15 protein-coding genes are annotated in these 18,364 nt (G+C 75.5%); 4 read left to right on the top strand and 11 right to left on the bottom strand.

What is annotated here, in order from left to right; translation table 11 throughout:
- Positions 1 to 147 precede the first annotated feature (147 nt).
- The 8 genes from RSE42_RS14480 to RSE42_RS14515 form a co-directional block, all read right to left on the bottom strand.
- On the bottom strand, positions 148 to 1,533 hold the full coding sequence (locus RSE42_RS14480; protein ID WP_415296768.1) for a hypothetical protein: 1,386 nt from the start codon (positions 1,531 to 1,533) through the stop codon (positions 148 to 150).
- Positions 1,533 to 1,865 (bottom strand): PadR family transcriptional regulator, encoded by a 333-nt coding sequence (locus tag RSE42_RS14485; RefSeq protein ID WP_034651541.1) that lies wholly within the window; start codon positions 1,863 to 1,865, stop codon positions 1,533 to 1,535. Before RSE42_RS14485 ends, RSE42_RS14480 begins: the two co-directional genes overlap by 1 nt.
- A 210-nt stretch (positions 1,866 to 2,075) precedes the next feature.
- Positions 2,076 to 3,110, bottom strand: coding sequence for a Ppx/GppA phosphatase family protein (locus RSE42_RS14490; protein ID WP_168946142.1), 1,035 nt, complete (start codon positions 3,108 to 3,110; stop codon positions 2,076 to 2,078).
- A gap of 21 nt (positions 3,111 to 3,131) precedes the next feature.
- Positions 3,132 to 3,659 (bottom strand): DUF501 domain-containing protein, encoded by a 528-nt coding sequence (locus RSE42_RS14495; RefSeq protein WP_415296771.1) that lies wholly within the window; start codon positions 3,657 to 3,659, stop codon positions 3,132 to 3,134.
- A 41-nt stretch (positions 3,660 to 3,700) separates the two neighbouring features.
- Positions 3,701 to 4,522, bottom strand: a complete 822-nt coding sequence (locus tag RSE42_RS14500) for an FtsB family cell division protein (RefSeq protein WP_232422986.1) — start codon at positions 4,520 to 4,522, stop codon at positions 3,701 to 3,703.
- Positions 4,523 to 4,714: 192 nt separating this feature from the next.
- Positions 4,715 to 6,001, bottom strand: coding sequence for a phosphopyruvate hydratase (gene eno / locus RSE42_RS14505; protein ID WP_415296773.1), 1,287 nt, complete (start codon positions 5,999 to 6,001; stop codon positions 4,715 to 4,717).
- A 207-nt stretch (positions 6,002 to 6,208) separates the two neighbouring features.
- Entirely contained in the window at positions 6,209 to 6,988 is a 780-nt protein-coding gene (locus tag RSE42_RS14510) for a MazG family protein (protein WP_415296774.1), read from the bottom strand.
- Positions 6,989 to 7,110: 122 nt separating this feature from the next.
- A complete protein-coding gene (locus RSE42_RS14515) occupies positions 7,111 to 9,297 on the bottom strand; it encodes a carbohydrate-binding module family 20 domain-containing protein (RefSeq protein ID WP_415296776.1) in 2,187 nt (728 codons plus the stop codon).
- Positions 9,298 to 9,555: 258 nt separating this feature from the next.
- Between RSE42_RS14515 and RSE42_RS14520 the strand changes: the two genes are divergently transcribed.
- Positions 9,556 to 9,774: a PLD nuclease N-terminal domain-containing protein gene (locus RSE42_RS14520; protein WP_085387464.1), complete on the top strand. Its 219-nt coding sequence runs from the start codon at positions 9,556 to 9,558 to the stop codon at positions 9,772 to 9,774.
- 12 nt (positions 9,775 to 9,786) lie between these two features.
- On the opposite strand, the gene RSE42_RS14525 is transcribed toward RSE42_RS14520, so the two are convergent.
- Entirely contained in the window at positions 9,787 to 10,227 is a 441-nt protein-coding gene (locus tag RSE42_RS14525; protein WP_021483197.1) for an adenylyltransferase/cytidyltransferase family protein, read from the bottom strand.
- A gap of 255 nt (positions 10,228 to 10,482) precedes the next feature.
- Between RSE42_RS14525 and RSE42_RS14530 the strand changes: the two genes are divergently transcribed.
- Positions 10,483 to 11,187: a hypothetical protein gene (locus RSE42_RS14530; RefSeq protein WP_085387463.1), complete on the top strand. Its 705-nt coding sequence runs from the start codon at positions 10,483 to 10,485 to the stop codon at positions 11,185 to 11,187.
- A 7-nt stretch (positions 11,188 to 11,194) separates the two neighbouring features.
- On the opposite strand, the gene mfd is transcribed toward RSE42_RS14530, so the two are convergent.
- The gene (gene mfd, locus RSE42_RS14535; RefSeq protein WP_415296779.1) at positions 11,195 to 14,947 is read right to left on the bottom strand and encodes a transcription-repair coupling factor; all 3,753 of its coding nucleotides are present in this window, start codon (positions 14,945 to 14,947) and stop codon (positions 11,195 to 11,197) included.
- A 292-nt stretch (positions 14,948 to 15,239) separates the two neighbouring features.
- Between mfd and RSE42_RS14540 the strand changes: the two genes are divergently transcribed.
- Positions 15,240 to 15,947 carry a phosphatase PAP2 family protein gene (locus tag RSE42_RS14540; RefSeq protein WP_415296781.1) on the top strand — a complete coding sequence of 236 codons (708 nt, stop codon included), beginning with the start codon at positions 15,240 to 15,242 and terminating at the stop codon, positions 15,945 to 15,947.
- Here RSE42_RS14540 and RSE42_RS14545 read toward each other — a convergent pair.
- Positions 15,928 to 17,124 (bottom strand): glycosyltransferase family 4 protein, encoded by a 1,197-nt coding sequence (locus tag RSE42_RS14545; RefSeq protein WP_415296782.1) that lies wholly within the window; start codon positions 17,122 to 17,124, stop codon positions 15,928 to 15,930. The genes RSE42_RS14540 and RSE42_RS14545 overlap by 20 nt on opposite strands.
- A gap of 161 nt (positions 17,125 to 17,285) precedes the next feature.
- On the opposite strand from RSE42_RS14545, the gene RSE42_RS14550 reads away from it, so the two are divergent.
- Positions 17,286 to 18,362: a glycosyltransferase family 4 protein gene (locus RSE42_RS14550; protein ID WP_415296784.1), complete on the top strand. Its 1,077-nt coding sequence runs from the start codon at positions 17,286 to 17,288 to the stop codon at positions 18,360 to 18,362.
- The last annotated feature ends 2 nt before the right edge of the window (positions 18,363 to 18,364 follow it).

The raw sequence follows: 18,364 nt of genomic DNA on the forward strand, positions 1-18,364 counted from the left end.
CCGCCTGACGGGCGTGACGCGCCCCACGCCGCGCGGACGGACGGGGGCAGAGGCGGGCACACGCGGGCAGAGGCGACATTCCGCAGGGCCCGGGACCGGGGTGGTGCGCCGCCGTCCGCCGTCGGCGCACCACCCCGGGCCTGCCGGTCAGCCGATCGCGCCGACGACGGGCGTCGGGCCGGTCGGTGCGGGCGGCACCCCGCCCGCGGGCGGGGTCGCGGGGGCCTCCTGCGACGGCGCCGGGTCACCCTCGGCCGGCGCGTCGCTCGCCCCGCCCGTGCCCGACGACGTCTCCCCCGTCCCCACGCTCGACGGCACCGCGGTCGGTGCCTGGAGGAACGGCCACGGCATGTCGCGCGTGCGCGTCCCCGTCGCCGGGACGGGGCGGCCGTCGCCCTCGGGGTACTCGACGTCCTCCTCGGCGACCGCGCGCAGCGGGTAGACGTTCCATCGCTCGCGCCCGTCCGTCGCCAGGGCGGGCTGGAAGTACCACGTGCCCTCGACGTCGGGCACCGCCCACGCCCCGGAGGCACCCTCCTCGGTGATCGTGCGGACCTGGCGGCCGCGGTCGTCGAAGACCTGGACGTCGCGGAGCGGCTCGCCCGCCGCGTCGTAGACGAAGAGGTTGGACACCTGCGCGCCGTCGACCCACACGCCCGCCGTGCCCGGGGAGTCCCCGCTCCCGAACGACACGCTGCTCACGAGGCCGCTGCTCGCGTCGCTGCGGCCCTGCTCGTAGCCGCGGTCCCACGCGTACGGGCTCGACGCGCTCGCCGAGGCGGCGACGAGGACGGCGGGCACGGCCGCGACGGCCGCGGCGACCGACAGCGGACGGCCGACCTTCCGCAGCCCGCGGGTGGGCAGCCACCGGCCCCGGCCCCACTGCACGCTCACGACGACCGCGATCAGCACGACGACGCGCGCGGACAGGTCCGGCGGGAGCACGGCCACCTGGTATCCCGCGACCAGCGCGAGCAGGAGCGTCGCCACGACCCAGCCGCGCAGGACCCACCACGCGGGCGTGAGGGCGCGCAGGAACTCGGCCGTCGAGGCCCACTGCGGCGACGAGGTGACGGGCTGCCACCCCGCGCGCCAGTCCGCCGCGAGCATCTCGCCGAGCCCGGCCAGCCGACGGCGCAGCCCGGGGCGCGGGCCCCGCGCGGCGCCCGGGGCGACGGGAGGCAGGCCGGCCGCGGTGCGCAGCTCGGCGGCGTACTCGGCGGGCGGACCGAAGAACGCGACGAGGTCGAGGCCGGTGTCGTCGAGCGCCCCCGCGCCATCCGTGCCGTCCGTGCCGGCCGGAGCGCCGTCGGACGACGCCGGAGCGGGGGCTCGGCGCGGGAGCGCGCCGGGCGCGTCGACGACCGCCTCGGCGAGGTCGGCCTCGAGCCCGTCGGCGAGCTCCTCGACCTGGTCGGGGCGCAGGTCGGCGAGGTGCGCGCGCACCTGCTGGGCGTAGGCGTGGACGTGCCCGTAGAAGGCCCGTCCGACGGGCGCGCCGGCGGGCGGCTGCGCGGGGGTCGTCGTGCTCATCAGGCGGCCACCTCTCCGGTCCGCAGCAGCGCGGACACGGTGCCCGCGAACGTCTGCCACTCCTTGCGGTGCAGGTCGAGCATGGCCCGGCCCTGCGGGTTGATCCCGTAGTACTTGCGGTGCGGCCCGGCGTCGGACGGCACGACGTAGGTGGTCAGCGCCCCGCCCGCGTACAGGCGCCGCAGCGTCCCGTACACGGACGCGTCCCCCACGTCCTCGAGCCCCGCCGCGCGCAGGCGCCGCACGACGTCGTACCCGTACCCGTCCTCGGCCTCGACCGCGGCGAGCACCGCCGCGTCGAGCACCCCCTTGAGCAGCTGCGTGGTGTCCATCCGTCCCTCCGTCGGGCGTGGCCCCGGTCCGTCCCGGTGCTCGGCCACCGGGATCACGGGATGCACACTACCGCGCGATGCGCAGTACCGTGCACACGACACGCCCCTCGCGCGGACACGCCGGAGCCCGGGCCGCGGGCACCGGCGTGTCCGGTGCCGCGACGCCGGGCTCGGCGGTCGGGCAGGAAGGGCCGTCGGGGCGGCCCCGGGTCAGGCGAGCGACCAGGCGATGCCGTCGAGGATGTCGTGCTCACTCGTCACGACCTCGGTGAGCGACCCGCCCGCGGCGGCGACGTCGTCGCGCACGCGGCGCACGACCTCCGACCACACGAGCGCGCCCGCGCCGATGACGTCGACCCGCCCGGGGTGCATGAACCCCAGGGCGGTGCGCTCGGCGCGCGTGCGGTGCAGCAGGTCGTCGCAGGCCGCGAGCACGGTGTCGACCGGCAGCACGGACCCGTTGATCCGGTCGCGGTCGTACCGGGCGAGGCCGAGCGCGTGGGCCGTGACCGTCGTGACGGACCCGGCGAGCCCGACGAGCGTCGCCGCCTGCCCGAGCGGCACCACGCGGGCCGCGTCGTCGAGCGCGGCCCGCACGTCCGCACGGGCCGCCGCCTCCTCCGCGGGGGTCGGCGGGTCGGAGCGCAGGTGCCGCTCCGTCATGCGCACGCACCCCACGTCCATCGAGTACGCGGCGTCGGGCGTCGTCGTGCCGAGCACGAGCTCCGTCGAGCCGCCGCCGAGGTCCACCACGACGTAGGGGCCGGGGCGCACGGCCGCGACGGTCGACGTCGCCCCGCGGAACGACAGCGCCGCCTCCTCCTCGCCCGAGACGACCTCGGGCTCGACGCCGAGCGCGTCGAGGACGCCCGCGACGAACTCGTCGCGGTTCTCGGCGTCCCGCGTGGCCGACGTCGCGACGAAGCGCGTCCGCGTCGCGCCCAGGTCGGCGATCACCTGCGCGTAGCGGCGCGCGGCGTCGAGCGTGCGCGCGAGCGCCTCGGGGGCGAGGCGGCCCGTGCGGTCGACGCCCTGGCCGAGCCGGACGACCTCCATGCGGCGGTCCAGGTCGACGAGCGTCCCGGCCTGCGGGTCGACGTCCGCGACGAGGAGGCGGATCGAGTTGGTGCCGCAGTCGATCGCCGCCACGCGCGAGGCGCCGGGCGGGACGGGGGCGGGCGAGGTGGCCGGCGCGGCGGTCGCGCCCGGGTCCCGGGTGAGCGGAGAGGTGGAGCCAGAGGTCATGCGTCCAAGCGTGCCACGCGGTCAGCAGGTGCAGCGGTCGGGGCGCCACACGTCGCGCACGCGCTCGAGCGCCTCGTCGCCCAGCGGGTTGACGCCCGGCCCGGCCGCGAGCGCGTGGCCCACGAGGACGTGCAGGCACTTCACGCGCGTGGGCATCCCGCCCGCCGAGATGCCGTCGATCTCCTCGACGTGGCCGAGCGCCTCGCGCTGCGCGAGGTAGTGCTCGTGCGCGTGCCGGTAGGCGGCGGCGAGCTCCTCGTCCTCGGTGAGCCGCTCCGACATCTCCTTCATGACGCCGTTCGCCTCGAGCGTCGACGCGGCCGCGACCGCGCCCGGGCTCGTGAGGTAGAAGGTCGTGGGGAACGGCGTGCCGTTCTCGAGCCGCGGCGCCGTGCGGACGACGAGCGGTCGCCCGCACGCGCACCGCGCGGCGATGCCGACGACACCGCGCGGCGTGCGCCCGAGCTGTTCCGCGAGCGTCTCGAGGTCGCGCTCGGTGACGACGGCGTCCGGGTCGTCGGCGGGGATGGCCAGGCGGGCGTCGGGCACGGGACTTCCTTCGGGTCGGTCGGCGGCGTCGGGACGACGCCTCACCCATTCTCCCCGCTCGGCGGAGCGTCCTCGTCGCCGGCCGGTTCCTCGCCCGCGGGCGCGGTCCCGTCGGGCGTTCCCGCGTCGTCGCCCGCGGACGCGCGCGGACCGCCCGCGACCTGCACCGACTCCCAGATGGCCTCGTACCAGGGCGTGCCCTCCTCGTACCCCCGGACGGGTCCGTCCGTGATCGTCCGCCCGGTCTGCGGGTCGGTGTCGTCGACCACCGTCTCCGGGTCGAGCACGCGCCACGGCCGCTCCCCCGGCATGACGAAGTTGAGCCGGTCCCGCGCCTCGCGCTCGACGTAGGCCTGGTCGTCCCACCGGGCGAGCTCGGCCTCGAGCTCGGTGTGCTCGGCCTGCGCCTGCTCGAGGCCGGCGCGCAGCTCGCGCAGCTCCCCCGTCTGGTTGACGTACGCGCGCAGCGTCGGCAGCAGGAGCACCGCGGCGAGGAGCACGACGACGGACAGGACCAGGGTCCGGACGGTCACCACCTCGGGCAGGAGGAAGCCGTAGCGGCTCCGACGCCGGTCCTCGGGCGCCGGGCCGGCGGCACGTCGCGTCGACGTCGCGCTGCTCGGTCGGGCGGCGGGGCGGCGCGCTCCGGACGACGACGGGGTCCGGGCGGTCGAGCCGCCGCCCGGGGACTTCGCCGAGGAGCCCGACGCCGTCCGCGGGGCGCCCGTGGACGCCGGGCGCGGGCTCGCGGACCCCGACGACGCGGAGCGCTTCGTGGGCTTCGTCCCGGACGTGCCGCGCGCGGGCCCGGAGCCCGGCCGCGCGGGGGCACCGGGGCGCGGGGGACGACGCGAGGACGGCATGCCCCGATTGTGCTGCCGTGAGAGGCGGCGCGCCGGGAGCACGCGCGGTGCGCCCGCGAACGTGAGGCGATCGACACGACTTCTTCACCCGCCCGGACGCGCCGGAGCCCGGCGAGCCGACGAGCGGCCCTCCGGGCTCCGGGTGCCGGGTCACCCCGGCGGGGTCGTGCGCGACCGACGGTCAGCCGCAGGTCAGCCCTGCACCGTCCAGCGCGGGAACGCGCCACGGCCGGCGTAGCGGGCGGCGTCGTCCAGCGCCTCCTCGATGCGCAGGAGCTGGTTGTACTTGTTGATGCGCTCGCCGCGGGCGGGGGCGCCCGTCTTGATCTGGCCGGCGTTCGTCGCGACGGACAGGTCCGCGATCGTCGTGTCCTCGGTCTCGCCCGAGCGGTGCGACACCATCGCGGTGAAGCCGTTGCGCTGCGCGAGCTCGACGGCGTCGAGCGTCTCGGTGAGCGTGCCGATCTGGTTGAGCTTCACGAGGAGCGAGTTCGCCGCCTTGAGCTCGATGCCCTTCGCGAGACGCTCCGGGTTGGTGACGAACAGGTCGTCGCCGACGATCTGCACCTGGTCGCCGACCTCGGCGACGAGCTGCGACCAGCTGTCCCACTCGTCCTCGGACAGCGGGTCCTCGATGGAGACCAGCGGGTAGTCGCGCACGAGCTGCTCGTAGTAGGCGATCATCTCGGCCGGCGTCTTCGCGCCGCCCTCGAACTGGTACGCGCCGTCCTTGAAGAACTCGGTCGACGCGACGTCGAGCGCGAGCGTCACGTCGGTGCCCGGCGCGAAGCCGGCCTTCTCGATCGCGACGAGGATGAGGTCGAGCGCCTCGCGGTTGCTCGCGAGGTTCGGCGCGAAGCCGCCCTCGTCGCCGAGGCCGGTGGCCAGGCCCTTCTCCTTGAGCACGGACTTCAGCGCGTGGTAGACCTCGGCGCCGGTGCGCAGCGCCTCGCGGAACGAGGACGCGCCGATCGGGGCGACCATGAACTCCTGGATGTCCACGTTCGAGTCCGCGTGCGACCCGCCGTTGAGGATGTTCATCATCGGCACGGGAAGGACGTGCGCGTTCGGGCCGCCGACGTAGCGGTACAGGTCGAGGCCCGCGCTCTTCGCGGCGGCCTTCGCGACGGCGAGCGAGACGCCGAGGATGGCGTTCGCGCCGAGCTTGCCCTTGTTCGGGGTGCCGTCGAGGTCGATGAGGGCGGCGTCGATGAGGCGCTGGTCCTCGGCCTCGAAGCCGATGAGCTCCGGGGCGATGTCGTCGATCACGGAGTTCACCGCGCCCTCGACACCCTTGCCCAGGTAGCGGGACTTGTCGCCGTCACGACGCTCGACGGCCTCGAACGCACCGGTCGACGCGCCCGAGGGCACTCCGGCGCGGGCGAACGTCCCGTCGTCCAGGACGACCTCGACCTCGACGGTCGGGTTTCCGCGGGAGTCGAGGATCTCGCGCGCTCCAACGGCTTCGATGCTGGCCACAGGTGCTCCTTCGGGGCAGGGCTGCGGGCGCTTCGAACGGTGGTGGCGGACCCGGGCAGGGAAACCCGGGACGCCGCGTGCGCGCCCGCGACGATGGTGGGTTTACGACCACAGCCTAGTGCCCGGTTGTGACCTGCGCCGCTGCGTCCGGTCCGTGGGCCCCGGGTCGGGGACCTGCGCGTCGACGATCGGGACGAACGTCCCGCCTCAGCCCTGCACCGCCGGGCCGGGCTCCGCGGGCGCCCCTGCCGACGTCTCGGCCGCGACGATCCGCGCCTCGACGCGCCGCAGCTCGCCCCGCAGCGCGGCCTCCGCGTCGAGCCCGTCGGCCTCCGCGCGGGCCACGAGCGCGAGCAGCTCGCGCCCGAGCCGCTCGTCCGGCGTCGGGCCGGCGCCGTCCTCGCCGGCCGCACCCGGCCCGGTGCCCGACGGCGCCGCGAGCGCCGCGCCGACGACGTCGCCGAGGCCGCAGCGCCCGGCCCGGGACAGGACCTTCTGCGCGCGGGCGAGCGCCCCCTGCGTGTGCGAGATGCCCTCGAGCACCGACGAGCGCTGCTTCTCGGCCTTCTTGATCGCGTCCCACTGCCCGTGCAGGTCGGTCGCGTCGGCGTCCGCGAACACGTGCGGGTGGCGCCGCACGAGCTTCGCCGCGAGGTCGGCGGCGACGTCGTCGACGGTGAACGGGTCCGGCTCCTCGCTCGCGATGCGCGCGTGGAACAGCACCTGCAGGAGCAGGTCGCCGAGCTCCTCGCGCATCCCGGCGCGGTCGTCGGTCTCGATGGCGTCGGCGAGCTCGTGCGCTTCCTCGAGGAGGTACCGCACGAGCGAGACGTGCGTCTGCTCGCGGTCCCACGGGCACCCGCCCGGGGAGTAGAGGCGGTCCATGACGGCGACGACGTCGCGCAGCGGGTCGGTCGCGGTGCCGGGCGCGCGGTCGTGCGTCGGCTCGTGCGGGTCCGGGGCTGCCGAGGGCTCGGGGGCGGTCACCGCCTCATCGTAGGTTCGCCGGGCACGCGGTCGCCGTCGGTCGAGCGTGCCGTCGCTGCCGGTCGAGCACGCGGTCGTGGCCCGGGCCGGGCCACGACCGCGTGGTGGGGATGGCGGAAGCGCTACGACCGCCAGGTGTCCGACAGCGTCACGGAGCCGTCGGCGCCGACCGTCGCCGTGCGGTTGCCGCCGCTCTCCCAGACGACGTTCCCGCCGCCGTCGCGCTTGACGTACTTGTACTGGAAGGTCGTGCCGGCCGGGAGGTCGACGCGCGCGGTCCACACCGGGTAGGCCGACGACGACAGCGGGACGCCGTTCGCGGGCGCCCAGGAGCCGAGCGCCGGGATGCTGCCGACGACGTGGACCGTCTGGCCCCACGTGGTGGTCGCGGTGACGGAGAACGACGCGTCACCCTGCCCTTCGACCGGCCCGCCCGGCGACCCGCCGCCGTCGCACGGGTCGCCCGCCGTGACCGTCCCGCCGGAGACGGCGACCGCGGCGCCGGACAGGGAGTAGTCCTTGCCGCCGTTGCTGTCCCAGGCGCCCGAGCCGTTCGTGAAGGCGGCGGTGACGGTCGCGGCCGCGCCCGTCGCCCCGCTGGGCAGGCTGATCTGCCGCGAGACCCAGCCCGTGCAGGCCGCCGTCATCGGGACCCCGGGGACGGCGGTCCAGGCGCCCGTGCCGACCTTGTAGTGGACGTTGTACGCGTTCCAGCCCTTGTCGGTCGCGTAGTAGACGGTCGTCGTGCCGGCCGGGTCGACGGGCCCGGGGCCCCCGGTGCCGCCGTCGCCGCGCGCCCCGACGTGGAGCGCGAGCGCCCCGTACGCGGGCACCGTCGCCGTGAAGGTGCCCGAGCCGGAGACGGAGACGGTCTTCGAGCAGTCCTTCGACGCCACGACGTCGCAGTACGTCCCGGCGGGGAGCGAGGTCTGGTAGGTGCGCGTCACGGCGTTCGCGGAGTTGTTGATCGTCACGTAGCCCTTGGCGCCCCGCCCGTAGGCGATGTGGTTGTTCCCGTCGTCCCACCAGCCCGTCACCGGGGTCCCGGCGACCGCGTTGTGGAAGCCGACCATGCCCGCGATCTCGGTCCAGCGCTGCGTGCAGACCCACGCGCTGTCGGCACAGCTCGCGTCGGGCACGGAGGTGGCCGAGGCGCCGGGCGCACCCGCGTCCTTGTCGCTCCACGCGTAGCCCGAGTAGACGCTCGGTGCGCCGTAGGGCCACGAGAGCATGAACGCGTTGGCGAGCCGGTACTTGGCGCCCCACTTGTAGTTCATCGTCTCGCCGTTGCGCTCGGTGTCGTGGTTGTCGACGAAGACGCCCGCGCGGTCGGAGGGGAGCTTGTTGTCGCCGATGGTGCGCAGGTCCTTGATCTGGCCGTCGAACCGGGACTTGAGCTCGCGCGCGTAGAAGAACTCGTGCGAGTCGCCGGAACCGAGGTACTCCGAGGGCTGGATCGGCTCGCCGCTCGCGCCGATGACCTCGTGCACCCAGAAGACGTCCGGGTTCGTGAGCCGCGCCTTGATCGCCGCGAGGTCAGCGGCCGGGATGTGCTTCGCGGCGTCGATGCGGAAGCCCGAGACGCCGAGCGACAGGAGGTCGTTGAGGTAGCCCGCGATCTTGCCGCGCACGTAGTCGGAGCCCGTCCGCAGGTCCTGGAGCGAGACGAGGCGGCAGTTCTGGACGTTGTACCGGTCGCCGTAGTTGCTGATGTTCGACCGGCAGTCGTTGAAGTCGTTCGGCCCGTACGGGACGCCGGGGAAGCTGTCCACGGAGTAGCCCGTCCCGCCGGTCCCGGTGCCGGACCCGGTGTCGGCACCTGCCGTGTGGTTGACGACCGCGTCGACGATCACGCCCACGCCCGCCGCCTTGCACGTGCTCACCATGCGCTGGAACTCAGCCCGGGTGCCGAGCTTGGACTCGAGCTTGTAGCTGACGGGCTGGTAGGAGGTCCACCAGGCCGTGCCCTGGATGTGCTCCTGCGGCGGCGAGACCTGGACGTAGCCGAACCCGGCCGGGCCGATGGTGCTGGTGCACTCGGCGGCCACGGAGTCCCACGTCCACTGGAAGAGGTTGAGGATCACGTCGCCCCGGCCGTTCGGGGAGTCGACGACGGGCGTCGGCACGGGCGGCGCGGCCGCGGCGGGTGCGGCGAGCGGGACCGCGGCCAGCGCCGCGGTCAGCGCGAGAGCCGCCGAGGCGCCCGCCGCGAGGACGCGGCGCAGGCGGCCGCCGCGCGGGCGGGCGAGGCGTCCTGCGGGGACGGGGATGGGCGCCGGGGGTCCAGCGAGGTCGGTGGTGCGCGTCATTGCAGCTCCTTCGAGGATGCGGCCGCCCCTCGCTCGGCGTCGAGCACGGACGGGCCACGCGGTGATGACAAGCGCCCCGGGGTGGCGGGCGCGACCGGCACCTGCGGCTTTGCAGGATGTTTCCGGATGTTGCTGCAACCTTACAGAGACCGGCGCGGGCTGTCACGACCCGTGTCGACGGGTCGTGCGGACGGGTCGTGCCGGTGCGGCGGCGGCCCGGACGGCATAGCGTCGGAGGACGAACCGAGAGGAGACGCCATGGGAACCAAGCGCCGGTGGAAGGACCTGACGACGGGTCAGCGGATCGCCGTCGGGGTCGTGGGAGCCGCCCAGGTCACGCTCACCGCCGCGGCGTACCGGGACCTCGTGCGTCGGCCGGCGGAGCAGGTGAACGGGACCAAGCTCGCGTGGGGCCTCGCGCTCCTCGTCAACTGGGTCGGGCCCATCGCCTACTTCCTCGACGGCCGCAAGAGCTGACCGCGGGAGGGCTCAGCCCTCGACCGTGAGCCCGGCCGTCGGCTCCAGCAGCGTCAGCGCGCGCCGCAGCGCCGTGCTCGACGTGTGCACCGTGTAGGGGAAGTAGACGACCTCGACGCCCACCTCGGCGAAGCGACGCTCCAGCTCGGCGCCCTTCGGGGTGCCGCGCCAGTCGTCGCCCTTGAAGAACACGTCGAACGGGCGCTGGCGCCAGGTCTCGAGCTTGTCGGGCTGGGTCTCGACGAACACCTCGTCGACGAACCGGACGTGGCGGACGATCTCCGCGCGCTCCGTGACGGGGACGACCGGGCGCCGGCCCTTGGCGAGCTCGAGCATGTCGTCGTCCACGACACCCGCGACGAGGTAGTCGCACTCGCTGCGGGCGTGCCGGAGGACGTTGAGGTGCCCGACGTGGAACAGGTCCCACGCACCGGGGGCGTACCCGACCTTCATGCCCGTCCTCCCGTCCTCGGCCGCGCGCCCCGCACGGCGAGGGGGCCGCGTCCAGGCTAGGACCGGGAGGAGGCCCGCAACCACGCCCTGCGAGGGTGAAGAAGGCGGCCCACCGGGTGAATTGTGGGCTCGACGAGCGCGTGGGAGCGCACCCGCCCGCCCGCCCGGCAGGGGCCCGATCGCTGCGTGCTACCTTCGGTCGGTCGCCTTTCCGGACGACGTCCCCGCGCACCGGAGGGAGTGCCGACCTCAGTCATGCCGTCCCAGGTCCTCACCGTGTGCACCGGGAACGTCTGCCGCTCCCCCACCGCCGAGAGGCTGCTCAGCATCCGCAGCGACACGAGCGTCACGGTGTCGAGCGCCGGGACGCACGCGCTCGAGGGAGCACCGCTCGACGAGCCGATGGCGCGGCTGCTGACGGCACGCGGCCTGGAGGCGTCGACGCACACCGGGCGGCAGCTCACGGCGGCGATGATCGAGCAGGCGGACCTCGTCCTCACGATGTCCCGGGCCCAGCGGGCCGCCGTCGTCACCCTCGTCCCCCAGGCCGTCCGACGCACCTACACGCTCCTGGAGCTCGCCGCGCTGCTCTCGGCGATCGAACTGCCCGTCGACCCGGACGAGAGCGACGCCGACCGCATCGCCCGCCTCCCGGAGATCGCGAGCGCCCAGCGCGTCCGGACGATCACCCCGCGCACGCCCCTCGACATCCCGGACCCGCACGGCCGCTCCGAGCGGGCCTACCGGCAGGCGTTCACGACGATCGACACCGCGGTCGCGGCGGTCGCCCGCGTCGTGCACCCGCCCGCCGCCCGGCGCCTCGAGTGGTCCCCCACCCTCACCGAGCGGGGCGCGCGCACGCCGCCGTTCCCCGGCGGCGGGGACGGCACCGACCCCACCGGGCGCGGCGGCAGCAGCTCCCCCCGGCACGGCGGCCGGCGGAGCTGGCGCCTGCGCTGACCGCGCGTCAGCGGGCCGACGACGTCCCCACCGTCGCGGCCGCGCTCACCTCGCCGAGCACCACGGCGTCGATGAGCTGGCGCGCCCACCCGAGGACCTCCGCACCGCGCAGCGGGCGGCCGCCGATGCGCGCCGTCGTCGGGTACGGCACGAGGATCGCGCGGATCGCGGGCTTGAGCAGCGTGCCCGGGTAGAGGCGCTTGAGCCGCAGCTGCGCCGACTCGGGGAGGTCGACCGGCGCGAACCGGATGAACTTGCCCTGCGCCGTGACGTCCGTGAGCCCCGCGCGGCGGGCGTGGTTGCGGAAGTCCGCGACGTCGAACAGCGCGGACGCGACGTCCGGGAGCGCCCCGTAGCGGTCGACGAGCTCGGCCCGCACCTCGGCGAGCTCCGGCGCGTCCGCCGCGGCGGCGATCTTCTTGTACGCCTCGAGCCGCAGGCGCTCGGTCGCGATGTAGGACTCCGGCAGGTGCGCGTCGACCGGGAGCTCGATCGAGACCTCCGGCTGCTCCTCGGGCCCGTCGCCGCGGTAGTTGGCGACGGCCTCCCCCACCATGCGCACGTACAGGTCGAACCCGACGCCCGCGATGTGGCCGGACTGCTCCCCGCCGAGCAGGTTGCCCGCGCCGCGGATCTCGAGGTCCTTCATGGCGACCTGCATGCCCGCGCCGAGGTCGGTGTGGGCCGCGATCGTGGCGAGGCGATCGTGCGCGGTCTCGGTGAGCGGCCGCTCGGGCGGGTACAGGAAGTACGCGTACGCACGCTCGCGACCACGGCCCACGCGGCCGCGGAGCTGGTGGAGCTGGGAGAGGCCGAGCATGTCCGCGCGCTCGAGGATCAGCGTGTTCGCGTTGGAGATGTCGAGGCCCGTCTCGATGATCGTCGTGCAGACGAGGACGTCGAGCTCCTTCTCCCAGAACGCCCGGATCACCTGGTCGAGCTGGTGCTCGTTCATCTTGCCGTGCGCGACGCCCACGCGGGCCTCGGGGACGAGCTCGCGCAGCCGCGACGCGGTGCGCTCGATCGTCTCGACCTTGTTGTGCACGTAGAACACCTGGCCCTCGCGCAGCAGCTCGCGGCGCAGCGCCGCGGCGATCTGCTTCTCCTCGTACGCCCCGACGTACGTGAGGACGGGGTGGCGCTCCTCCGGCGGGGTCGCGAGCGTCGACATCTCCCGGATGCCCGTGACGGCCATCTCGAGCGTGCGCGGGATCGGGGTCGCGGACATGGCGAGCACGTCCACGTTGGTCCGCAGCTGCTTGAGCGTCTCCTTGTGCTCGACGCCGAAGCGCTGCTCCTCGTCGATGATGACAAGGCCCAGGTCCTTGAACCGCACGCTGCCCGTGATGAGGCGGTGGGTGCCGATGACGACGTCCACCGTCCCCTTGGCCAGCCCGTCCACGACCTCCTCGGACTCCTTGGGGGTCTGGAAGCGCGACAGCGCCTTGACCGTCACGGGGAAGCCCGCGTACCGCTCGGAGAACGTCTCGAGGTGCTGCTGCACGAGCAGCGTCGTGGGCACGAGCACCGCGACCTGCTTGCCGTCCTGGACCGCCTTGAACGCCGCGCGGATCGCGATCTCCGTCTTGCCGTAGCCGACGTCGCCGCACACGAGCCGGTCCATGGGGACCGTCTTCTCCATGTCGGCCTTGACCTCGTCGATCGTCGCGAGCTGGTCGGGCGTCTCGACGTACGCGAAGGCGTCCTCCAGCTCGCGCTGCCACGGCGTGTCCGGGCCGAACGCGTGGCCCTGCGTGGCCATGCGCGCCGAGTACAGGCGGATGAGCTCGCCCGCGATCTCCTTGACGTGCTTGCGCGCGCGGGACTTCGTCTTGGCCCAGTCCGACCCGCCCATCTTGTTGAGGCTCGGCGCCTCGCCGCCCGTGTACTTCGTGACCTGGTCGAGCTGGTCCATCGGCACGAAGAGGCGGTCGCCCGGCTGGCCGCGCTTGCTCGACGCGTACTCGATCACGAGGTACTCGCGCGTCGCGGCGTTGCCGCCCGTGCCGAGCGTGCGCTGCACGAGCTCGACGAAGCGGCCCACGCCGTGCTGCTCGTGCACGACGAAGTCGCCCGCCTTGAGCTGGAGCGGGTCGACGACGTTGCGCCGCCGGCTGGGCATCTTGCGCATGTCGCGCGTGCTCGTCCCGGCCCGGCCCGTGAGGTCGGCCTCGGAGAAGACGGCGAGCCGCAGCCCCGGCGCGACGAAGCCCTTGCCGACCATCGCCGGGGTGACGAGGACGATGCCGCCCTCGGGCTCGTCGTCGAGCCGCGGCACGAGCCGCGCGGGCGTGTCCGCCGCGCCGAGCTGCTCGACCATGCGCTTGGCCGGCCCGTGGCCCTCCGTCGTGAGCACGAGCCGCCAGCCCGCGTGCTGCAGTCCGCGCACGTCGTCGAGCGCGCGCGCCACGTCGCCGCGGTAGGACTCGACGTCGCGCGCACCGAGCGTGAAGGTCGGCACGCCGTCGGCGCTCTCGCCGACGTGGGCGGCCGTCGTGCCCGCGCCGCCGCTCGACGTGGCGGCGTCCGCAGCGGCGCCCCCGTCGGCGTCCGGCGGGACGTCGAGGTCGGGGTTGTCGAGCGCGAACGACGACAGCGTCCACCAGCCCAGGCCGCGGCGCTGCGCGACCGCGCGCACCTCGGAGAACGTCTCGAACGACGCCGCGGACAGGTCGACCGGCGCCTTGCCCCCCGCCACCGCGCCCGTCCAGGCCGCGGCGAGGAACTCCTCCGTGGTCGCCACCAGGTCGTGCGCGCGACGGCGCACGCGCTCGGCGTCGTCGACGACGAGGAGCGCGTCGTCGGGCACGAGCTCGAGCACCGGGACCATGCGGTCCACGAGCACCGGCGCGAGGGACTCCATGCCCTCGACCGCGACGCCCGCCGCGAGCCGGTCCAGCATCTCCGTCGCGCCCGGCAGGTCCTCCACCAGCGCGGCGGCCCGCGCCCGCACCGAGTCCGTGAGCAGGATCTCGCGGCACGGCGGAGCCCACAGCCCGTGCTCGGCGATCTCCAGGCTGCGCTGGTCGGCGACCGCGAACCAGCGGATCTCCGACACCTCGTCGCCCCAGAACTCCACGCGCAGCGGGTGGTCCTCCGTGGGAGGGAAGATGTCGAGGATGCCGCCGCGGACCGCGAACTCGCCGCGCCGCTCGACCATGTCCACGCGCGTGTACGCCGCCGCGACGAGCCGCTCCGCGACGTCGGTGAGGTCCGCCGTCGTGCCCGCGTGCAGCTCGACCGGCTCGAGGTCCCCCAGCCCGTCCACGACGGGCTGCAGGAGCGCCCGGACCGGCATGACGAGCACCCGGACGGGACCGGACGGGCCGACCTCCGGGTCCGGGTGCGCGAGGCGGCGGAACACCGCGATGCGCTTGGCGACCGTGTCCGCGCGCGGGCTCAGGCGCTCGTGCGGCAGCGTCTCCCAGCTCGGCAGCACCGCGACGACGTCGCCCAGCTCGTCCGGCAGGTAGGCGCGCACGCTCGCGGCCAGCTCGTCCGCGTCGCGCCCCGTCGCGGTCACCACCACGAGCGGGCGCGAGCCCGCGGCCCAGGCCGGGCCACCCCCGCCGCCCGACGCCGGGGCGTCACCGTCCGGCACCGGCCCCGTCGCGCGCGCCCCCGCCATCGCCGCGAGGAGCGGCGGGCGGACGCCGGCCGGGCCGACGACGTCGGCCTCGCCGCGGGCGCGCACGTGCTCGACCGCGGCCGCCGCGGCCTGGTCGGCGAGCAGCGCGGGCAGGATGCCGGTGAGGTTCATGGGGTGAGTCCTCCGAGGACGGTGATCGACGGTGACGGGCCCCGGGGCGCGGGGGCTCGTGGCGGCGTGGGTGGGCCGGGACGGCAGCGGACACGACGGCGCAGCACGAACGGCCCGGACCGAGGCTCTCCGCGGGCGGCGAGCAGGTCCGGGCTGGGTCGCGCGAGACGACGGTCCTCAGCGTACGCCTCGGCGCCCACACCTGGGCGGTCGCGCGCAGCGCGCCGTTTTCACCCGGGGACGCCGCACGGCACCCGTGACACGGGCGCTGCCGCTCCGCCATGCTCGAGACGTGCCCAGCTCCGCGGCGCCCGCGCCGGCCCGGTCCCGCCCGCCCGCACTGCTCGTGGCGCTCGCGCTCGTCGTCGTGGCCTTCGTCGCGCTGTGGGCGGCCTCGCACCTCACCGTCGCCGGCCAGCAGGCCGACGCGGGCGCGTTCCGAGCCTTCGCGCCCCTCCACGACGCGGGCCGCGACGTCGCCGGGGCGCTGCGCCGAGGCCTGCCCGTGGCGTGTGCCGTCGCGGTGGCGGTCCTCGGCGTCGTCGCGCTCCTGCGCCGCGCCTGGCCGGACCTCGTCGCCGCGGTCCTCGTGGCGCTCGGTACGGTCGGGATCGCGCTCGGGCTGCGCGAGGTCCTCGTACGGCCCGACCTCGGGGGATACGGCTATGCCCACCAGACCTTCCCGAGCGGCCACGTCGCGGTGGTCGGCGGCCTGTGCGCCGCAGCCTGGCTCCTGTGGCCCCGGCCGGCGTCGCGCGGAGCCGCCGGATGGGCCGCGCTCGGGGTGACCGCCGTCGCAGCGCTCGCGTCCGTCGTGACGTACGCGCATCGCCCGAGCGATGTCGTCGGGTCCCTGCTCGTGGCCGTGGGGGTCACGGTCGCCACCGTGTGGGTGCTCGACGTCCCGCGCGACGCGCGCGCCGCGGGCCTGTCCCCGGTCCCGCCCTCCGGCACCACCGACGGGGCGTCCCCGGCGCGCGTCACCGACCCGTCGTCGTGAGCTCCGCGAGCCCGGCGTAGAGCGCCTCGTAGCGGTCCACGACACGCTCCCACGTGAAGTCCTCGACCCGTCGGCGTCCGGCGGCACCGATCTGCTCCGCACGCACCGGGTCGTCGAGCAGTCCGAGCACGGCGTCAGCGAGCGCCCGCGTGTCCTGCGGGTCCACGAGCACGCCGTCGGCGCCGTCGGTGACGATCTCCGGGGGGCCGCCGCGCACGGTCGCCACGAGCGGACGGCCGGACCGCCACGCCTCGAGGACCACGAGGGGGGCGGCGTCCGCGCGGCTCGGCACCACCACCACGTCCGCGCCCGCGAGGCGGTCCGCGACCGCGGAGGGGTCGAGCCGCCCGGGGAGCTCGACACGGCCTGCCAGCCCCGCGGACGCGACGCGACGGCGCAGCGCGTCCGCCTCGCTGCCGTCGCCGACGACGACGAGCCGCGCCCGGTGACGCAGCGCCGAGGACGCGAACGCGTCCACGAGCAGGTCGAAACCCTTGACGTGCTCGATCCGCCCCACCGCGACCACCACCGGCTCGCGCGCCGAGGAGCGCTCGGGCCCGGGCGGCCCTCCGTCCGCACCGTCCTCGGGCCCGCGCCGGACCGGGTCGTACCCGACGAGGTCGACGCCGTTCGGGACGACGACCGCGTCCGGTGCGCCGAAGCGGACCAGGTCGTCCGCGACGACGCGCGAGCACCCCGTGACCGCGCCCGCGACGTCGATCGAGCGTTCGAGCGCAGCCCGGAGCAGCCGGGAGTGCTCGAACACGGCGTGGTCGTCCGCGAACGTCTCCCCGTGCGAGCTGACGACGAGCGGTGTGCGCGTGAGGGTGCGGAGGCCGAGGGCGTACGCGCCGTTGGGTCCGAAGCACTGCACGTGGAGCACGTCCGGGCGGAACGAGCGGAAGGCGCGGACCCAGGCGAGCGCCGCACGCGGCGCCGCGAGGGCGAACCGCGCGACGTCCCCAGGCCTGCTCGAGGGCTGCGGCGTCGGCAGGTAGCGTACGAGGACACCGTCGACGCGCCGAGTGCCGAGGCGCTCGCCCCGGTCGACGGTCCAGACCTCCACCGCGGTCCCCCGCGACGCCAGGACCCGCGCCACGTGGCGCACGTGCGACTCGACGCCTCCGGTATGCGGGTCGAACGAGCTCGCGACCAGCGCGACCCGACGCCCTGCCATGCGCCCCTCCCCGTCCCGCGGGACGGCCCGCGACAGCTCCACGATCACCCGCTCGTCACCCGCTCGCGCCGGTCCGGCAGGACGTCCGCGCCACTAGAGTGAGTCACTCTACCGACCGCGCCGCACCGGCCGGACGCCACGTCTCGAGGGGGATCCGCCCGATGCCGCAGCTCGTCGTCGCGACCGTCGCGGTCGAGATCCCCATGGGCGCCCAGGTGTACCAGGAGGAGGTCGCCGCGCGCGCGGCGGGGGCGCTCGGCGACGGTGCCGCCGGGACGGCGGGCGCGTGGTCCGTCGAGCGCGCCGTCTTCCGGTCGCTCCGCTCGCCGCTCGCCGGGACGCACCGGCTCCCGCTCGGGCGCCTCGCCGCCGCGAGCCGTGCCGTGCGCAGCGCCGTGGGCCGCGTCGTCTACCCGCGGGACGCCGTGGTGCACCGCGTGGGGCTCGACCTGCCGCCGCACCCGACGCGCGACGTGGTCGCCGTGCAGGACGTCGTGTCGTGGCGCTACGACGACGAGTCCGCGCCCGTGCGCGCGGCCGCCGAGGAGGTCCGCCGTGCGGCGGCGGTCGTGTGCGTGTCGGAGTTCAGCGCGGACGAGGCCGCGGACGTCCTCGGGCTCGCCGAGCGACCTACGGTCGCGTACAACGGCGTGGACCCGGTGTACTTCTCGGCCGCGCCGCTCCCCCGCGAGCGCCTCGCGGCTCTCGGGGTCCACGGCCCGTACGTCCTGCACGCGGGTGGCGCGTCCCGGCGCAAGAACCTGGAGGAGCTCGCGGTGGCGTGGCGCCGGGTCCGCTCCGCACGACCGGACCTCACGCTCGTCATGAGCGGGCCCACGCACCCGCGTCGGACCGCCCTGTTCGGCGAGCTGCCCGGCACGCGGCTCGTCGGGCGGCTGCCGGGCGAGCTCATGCCGGGGCTGGTCGCGGGGGCGGCCGCGGTCGTCGTGCCGTCGCGCTACGAGGGCTTCGGGCTCCCGGCCCTGGAGGCGATGGCCGCGGGCGTCCCCGTGGTCGCGGCCCGCACGAGCTCGCTCCCCGAGGTCGTGGGCGACGGCGGCGTGCTCGCGGAGCCGGACGGGGACAGCCTGGCGGCGGCCCTCGTGTGGGTGACGACGCCCGACGCCGAGGTCGAGGCGCTCGTCGCCCGCGGACGCGAGCGCGCGGCCACGTTCACGTGGGAGCGCAGCGCGGCGCAGCACGCGGCGGTCTGGCGAGCGGTCGCTGCGCGCGCCTGAGC

It is taken from the genome of Cellulosimicrobium sp. SJTW-1, assembly GCF_047716875.1.
GTDB lineage: Bacteria > Actinomycetota > Actinomycetes > Actinomycetales > Cellulomonadaceae > Cellulosimicrobium > Cellulosimicrobium funkei.

Coding starts and splice junctions, on each gene's coding strand:
- RSE42_RS14480 (WP_415296768.1), bottom strand. CDS start 1,533: ATGAGCACGACGACCCCCGCGCAGCCGCCCGCCGGCGCGCCCGTCGGA.
- RSE42_RS14485 (WP_034651541.1), bottom strand. CDS start 1,865: ATGGACACCACGCAGCTGCTCAAGGGGGTGCTCGACGCGGCGGTGCTC.
- RSE42_RS14490 (WP_168946142.1), bottom strand. CDS start 3,110: ATGACCTCTGGCTCCACCTCTCCGCTCACCCGGGACCCGGGCGCGACC.
- RSE42_RS14500 (WP_232422986.1), bottom strand. CDS start 4,522: ATGCCGTCCTCGCGTCGTCCCCCGCGCCCCGGTGCCCCCGCGCGGCCG.
- RSE42_RS14515 (WP_415296776.1), bottom strand. CDS start 9,297: ATGACGCGCACCACCGACCTCGCTGGACCCCCGGCGCCCATCCCCGTC.
- RSE42_RS14520 (WP_085387464.1), top strand. CDS start 9,556: ATGGGAACCAAGCGCCGGTGGAAGGACCTGACGACGGGTCAGCGGATC.
- RSE42_RS14525 (WP_021483197.1), bottom strand. CDS start 10,227: ATGAAGGTCGGGTACGCCCCCGGTGCGTGGGACCTGTTCCACGTCGGG.
- RSE42_RS14530 (WP_085387463.1), top strand. CDS start 10,483: ATGCCGTCCCAGGTCCTCACCGTGTGCACCGGGAACGTCTGCCGCTCC.
- mfd (WP_415296779.1), bottom strand. CDS start 14,947: ATGAACCTCACCGGCATCCTGCCCGCGCTGCTCGCCGACCAGGCCGCG.
- RSE42_RS14545 (WP_415296782.1), bottom strand. CDS start 17,124: ATGGCAGGGCGTCGGGTCGCGCTGGTCGCGAGCTCGTTCGACCCGCAT.
- RSE42_RS14550 (WP_415296784.1), top strand. CDS start 17,286: ATGCCGCAGCTCGTCGTCGCGACCGTCGCGGTCGAGATCCCCATGGGC.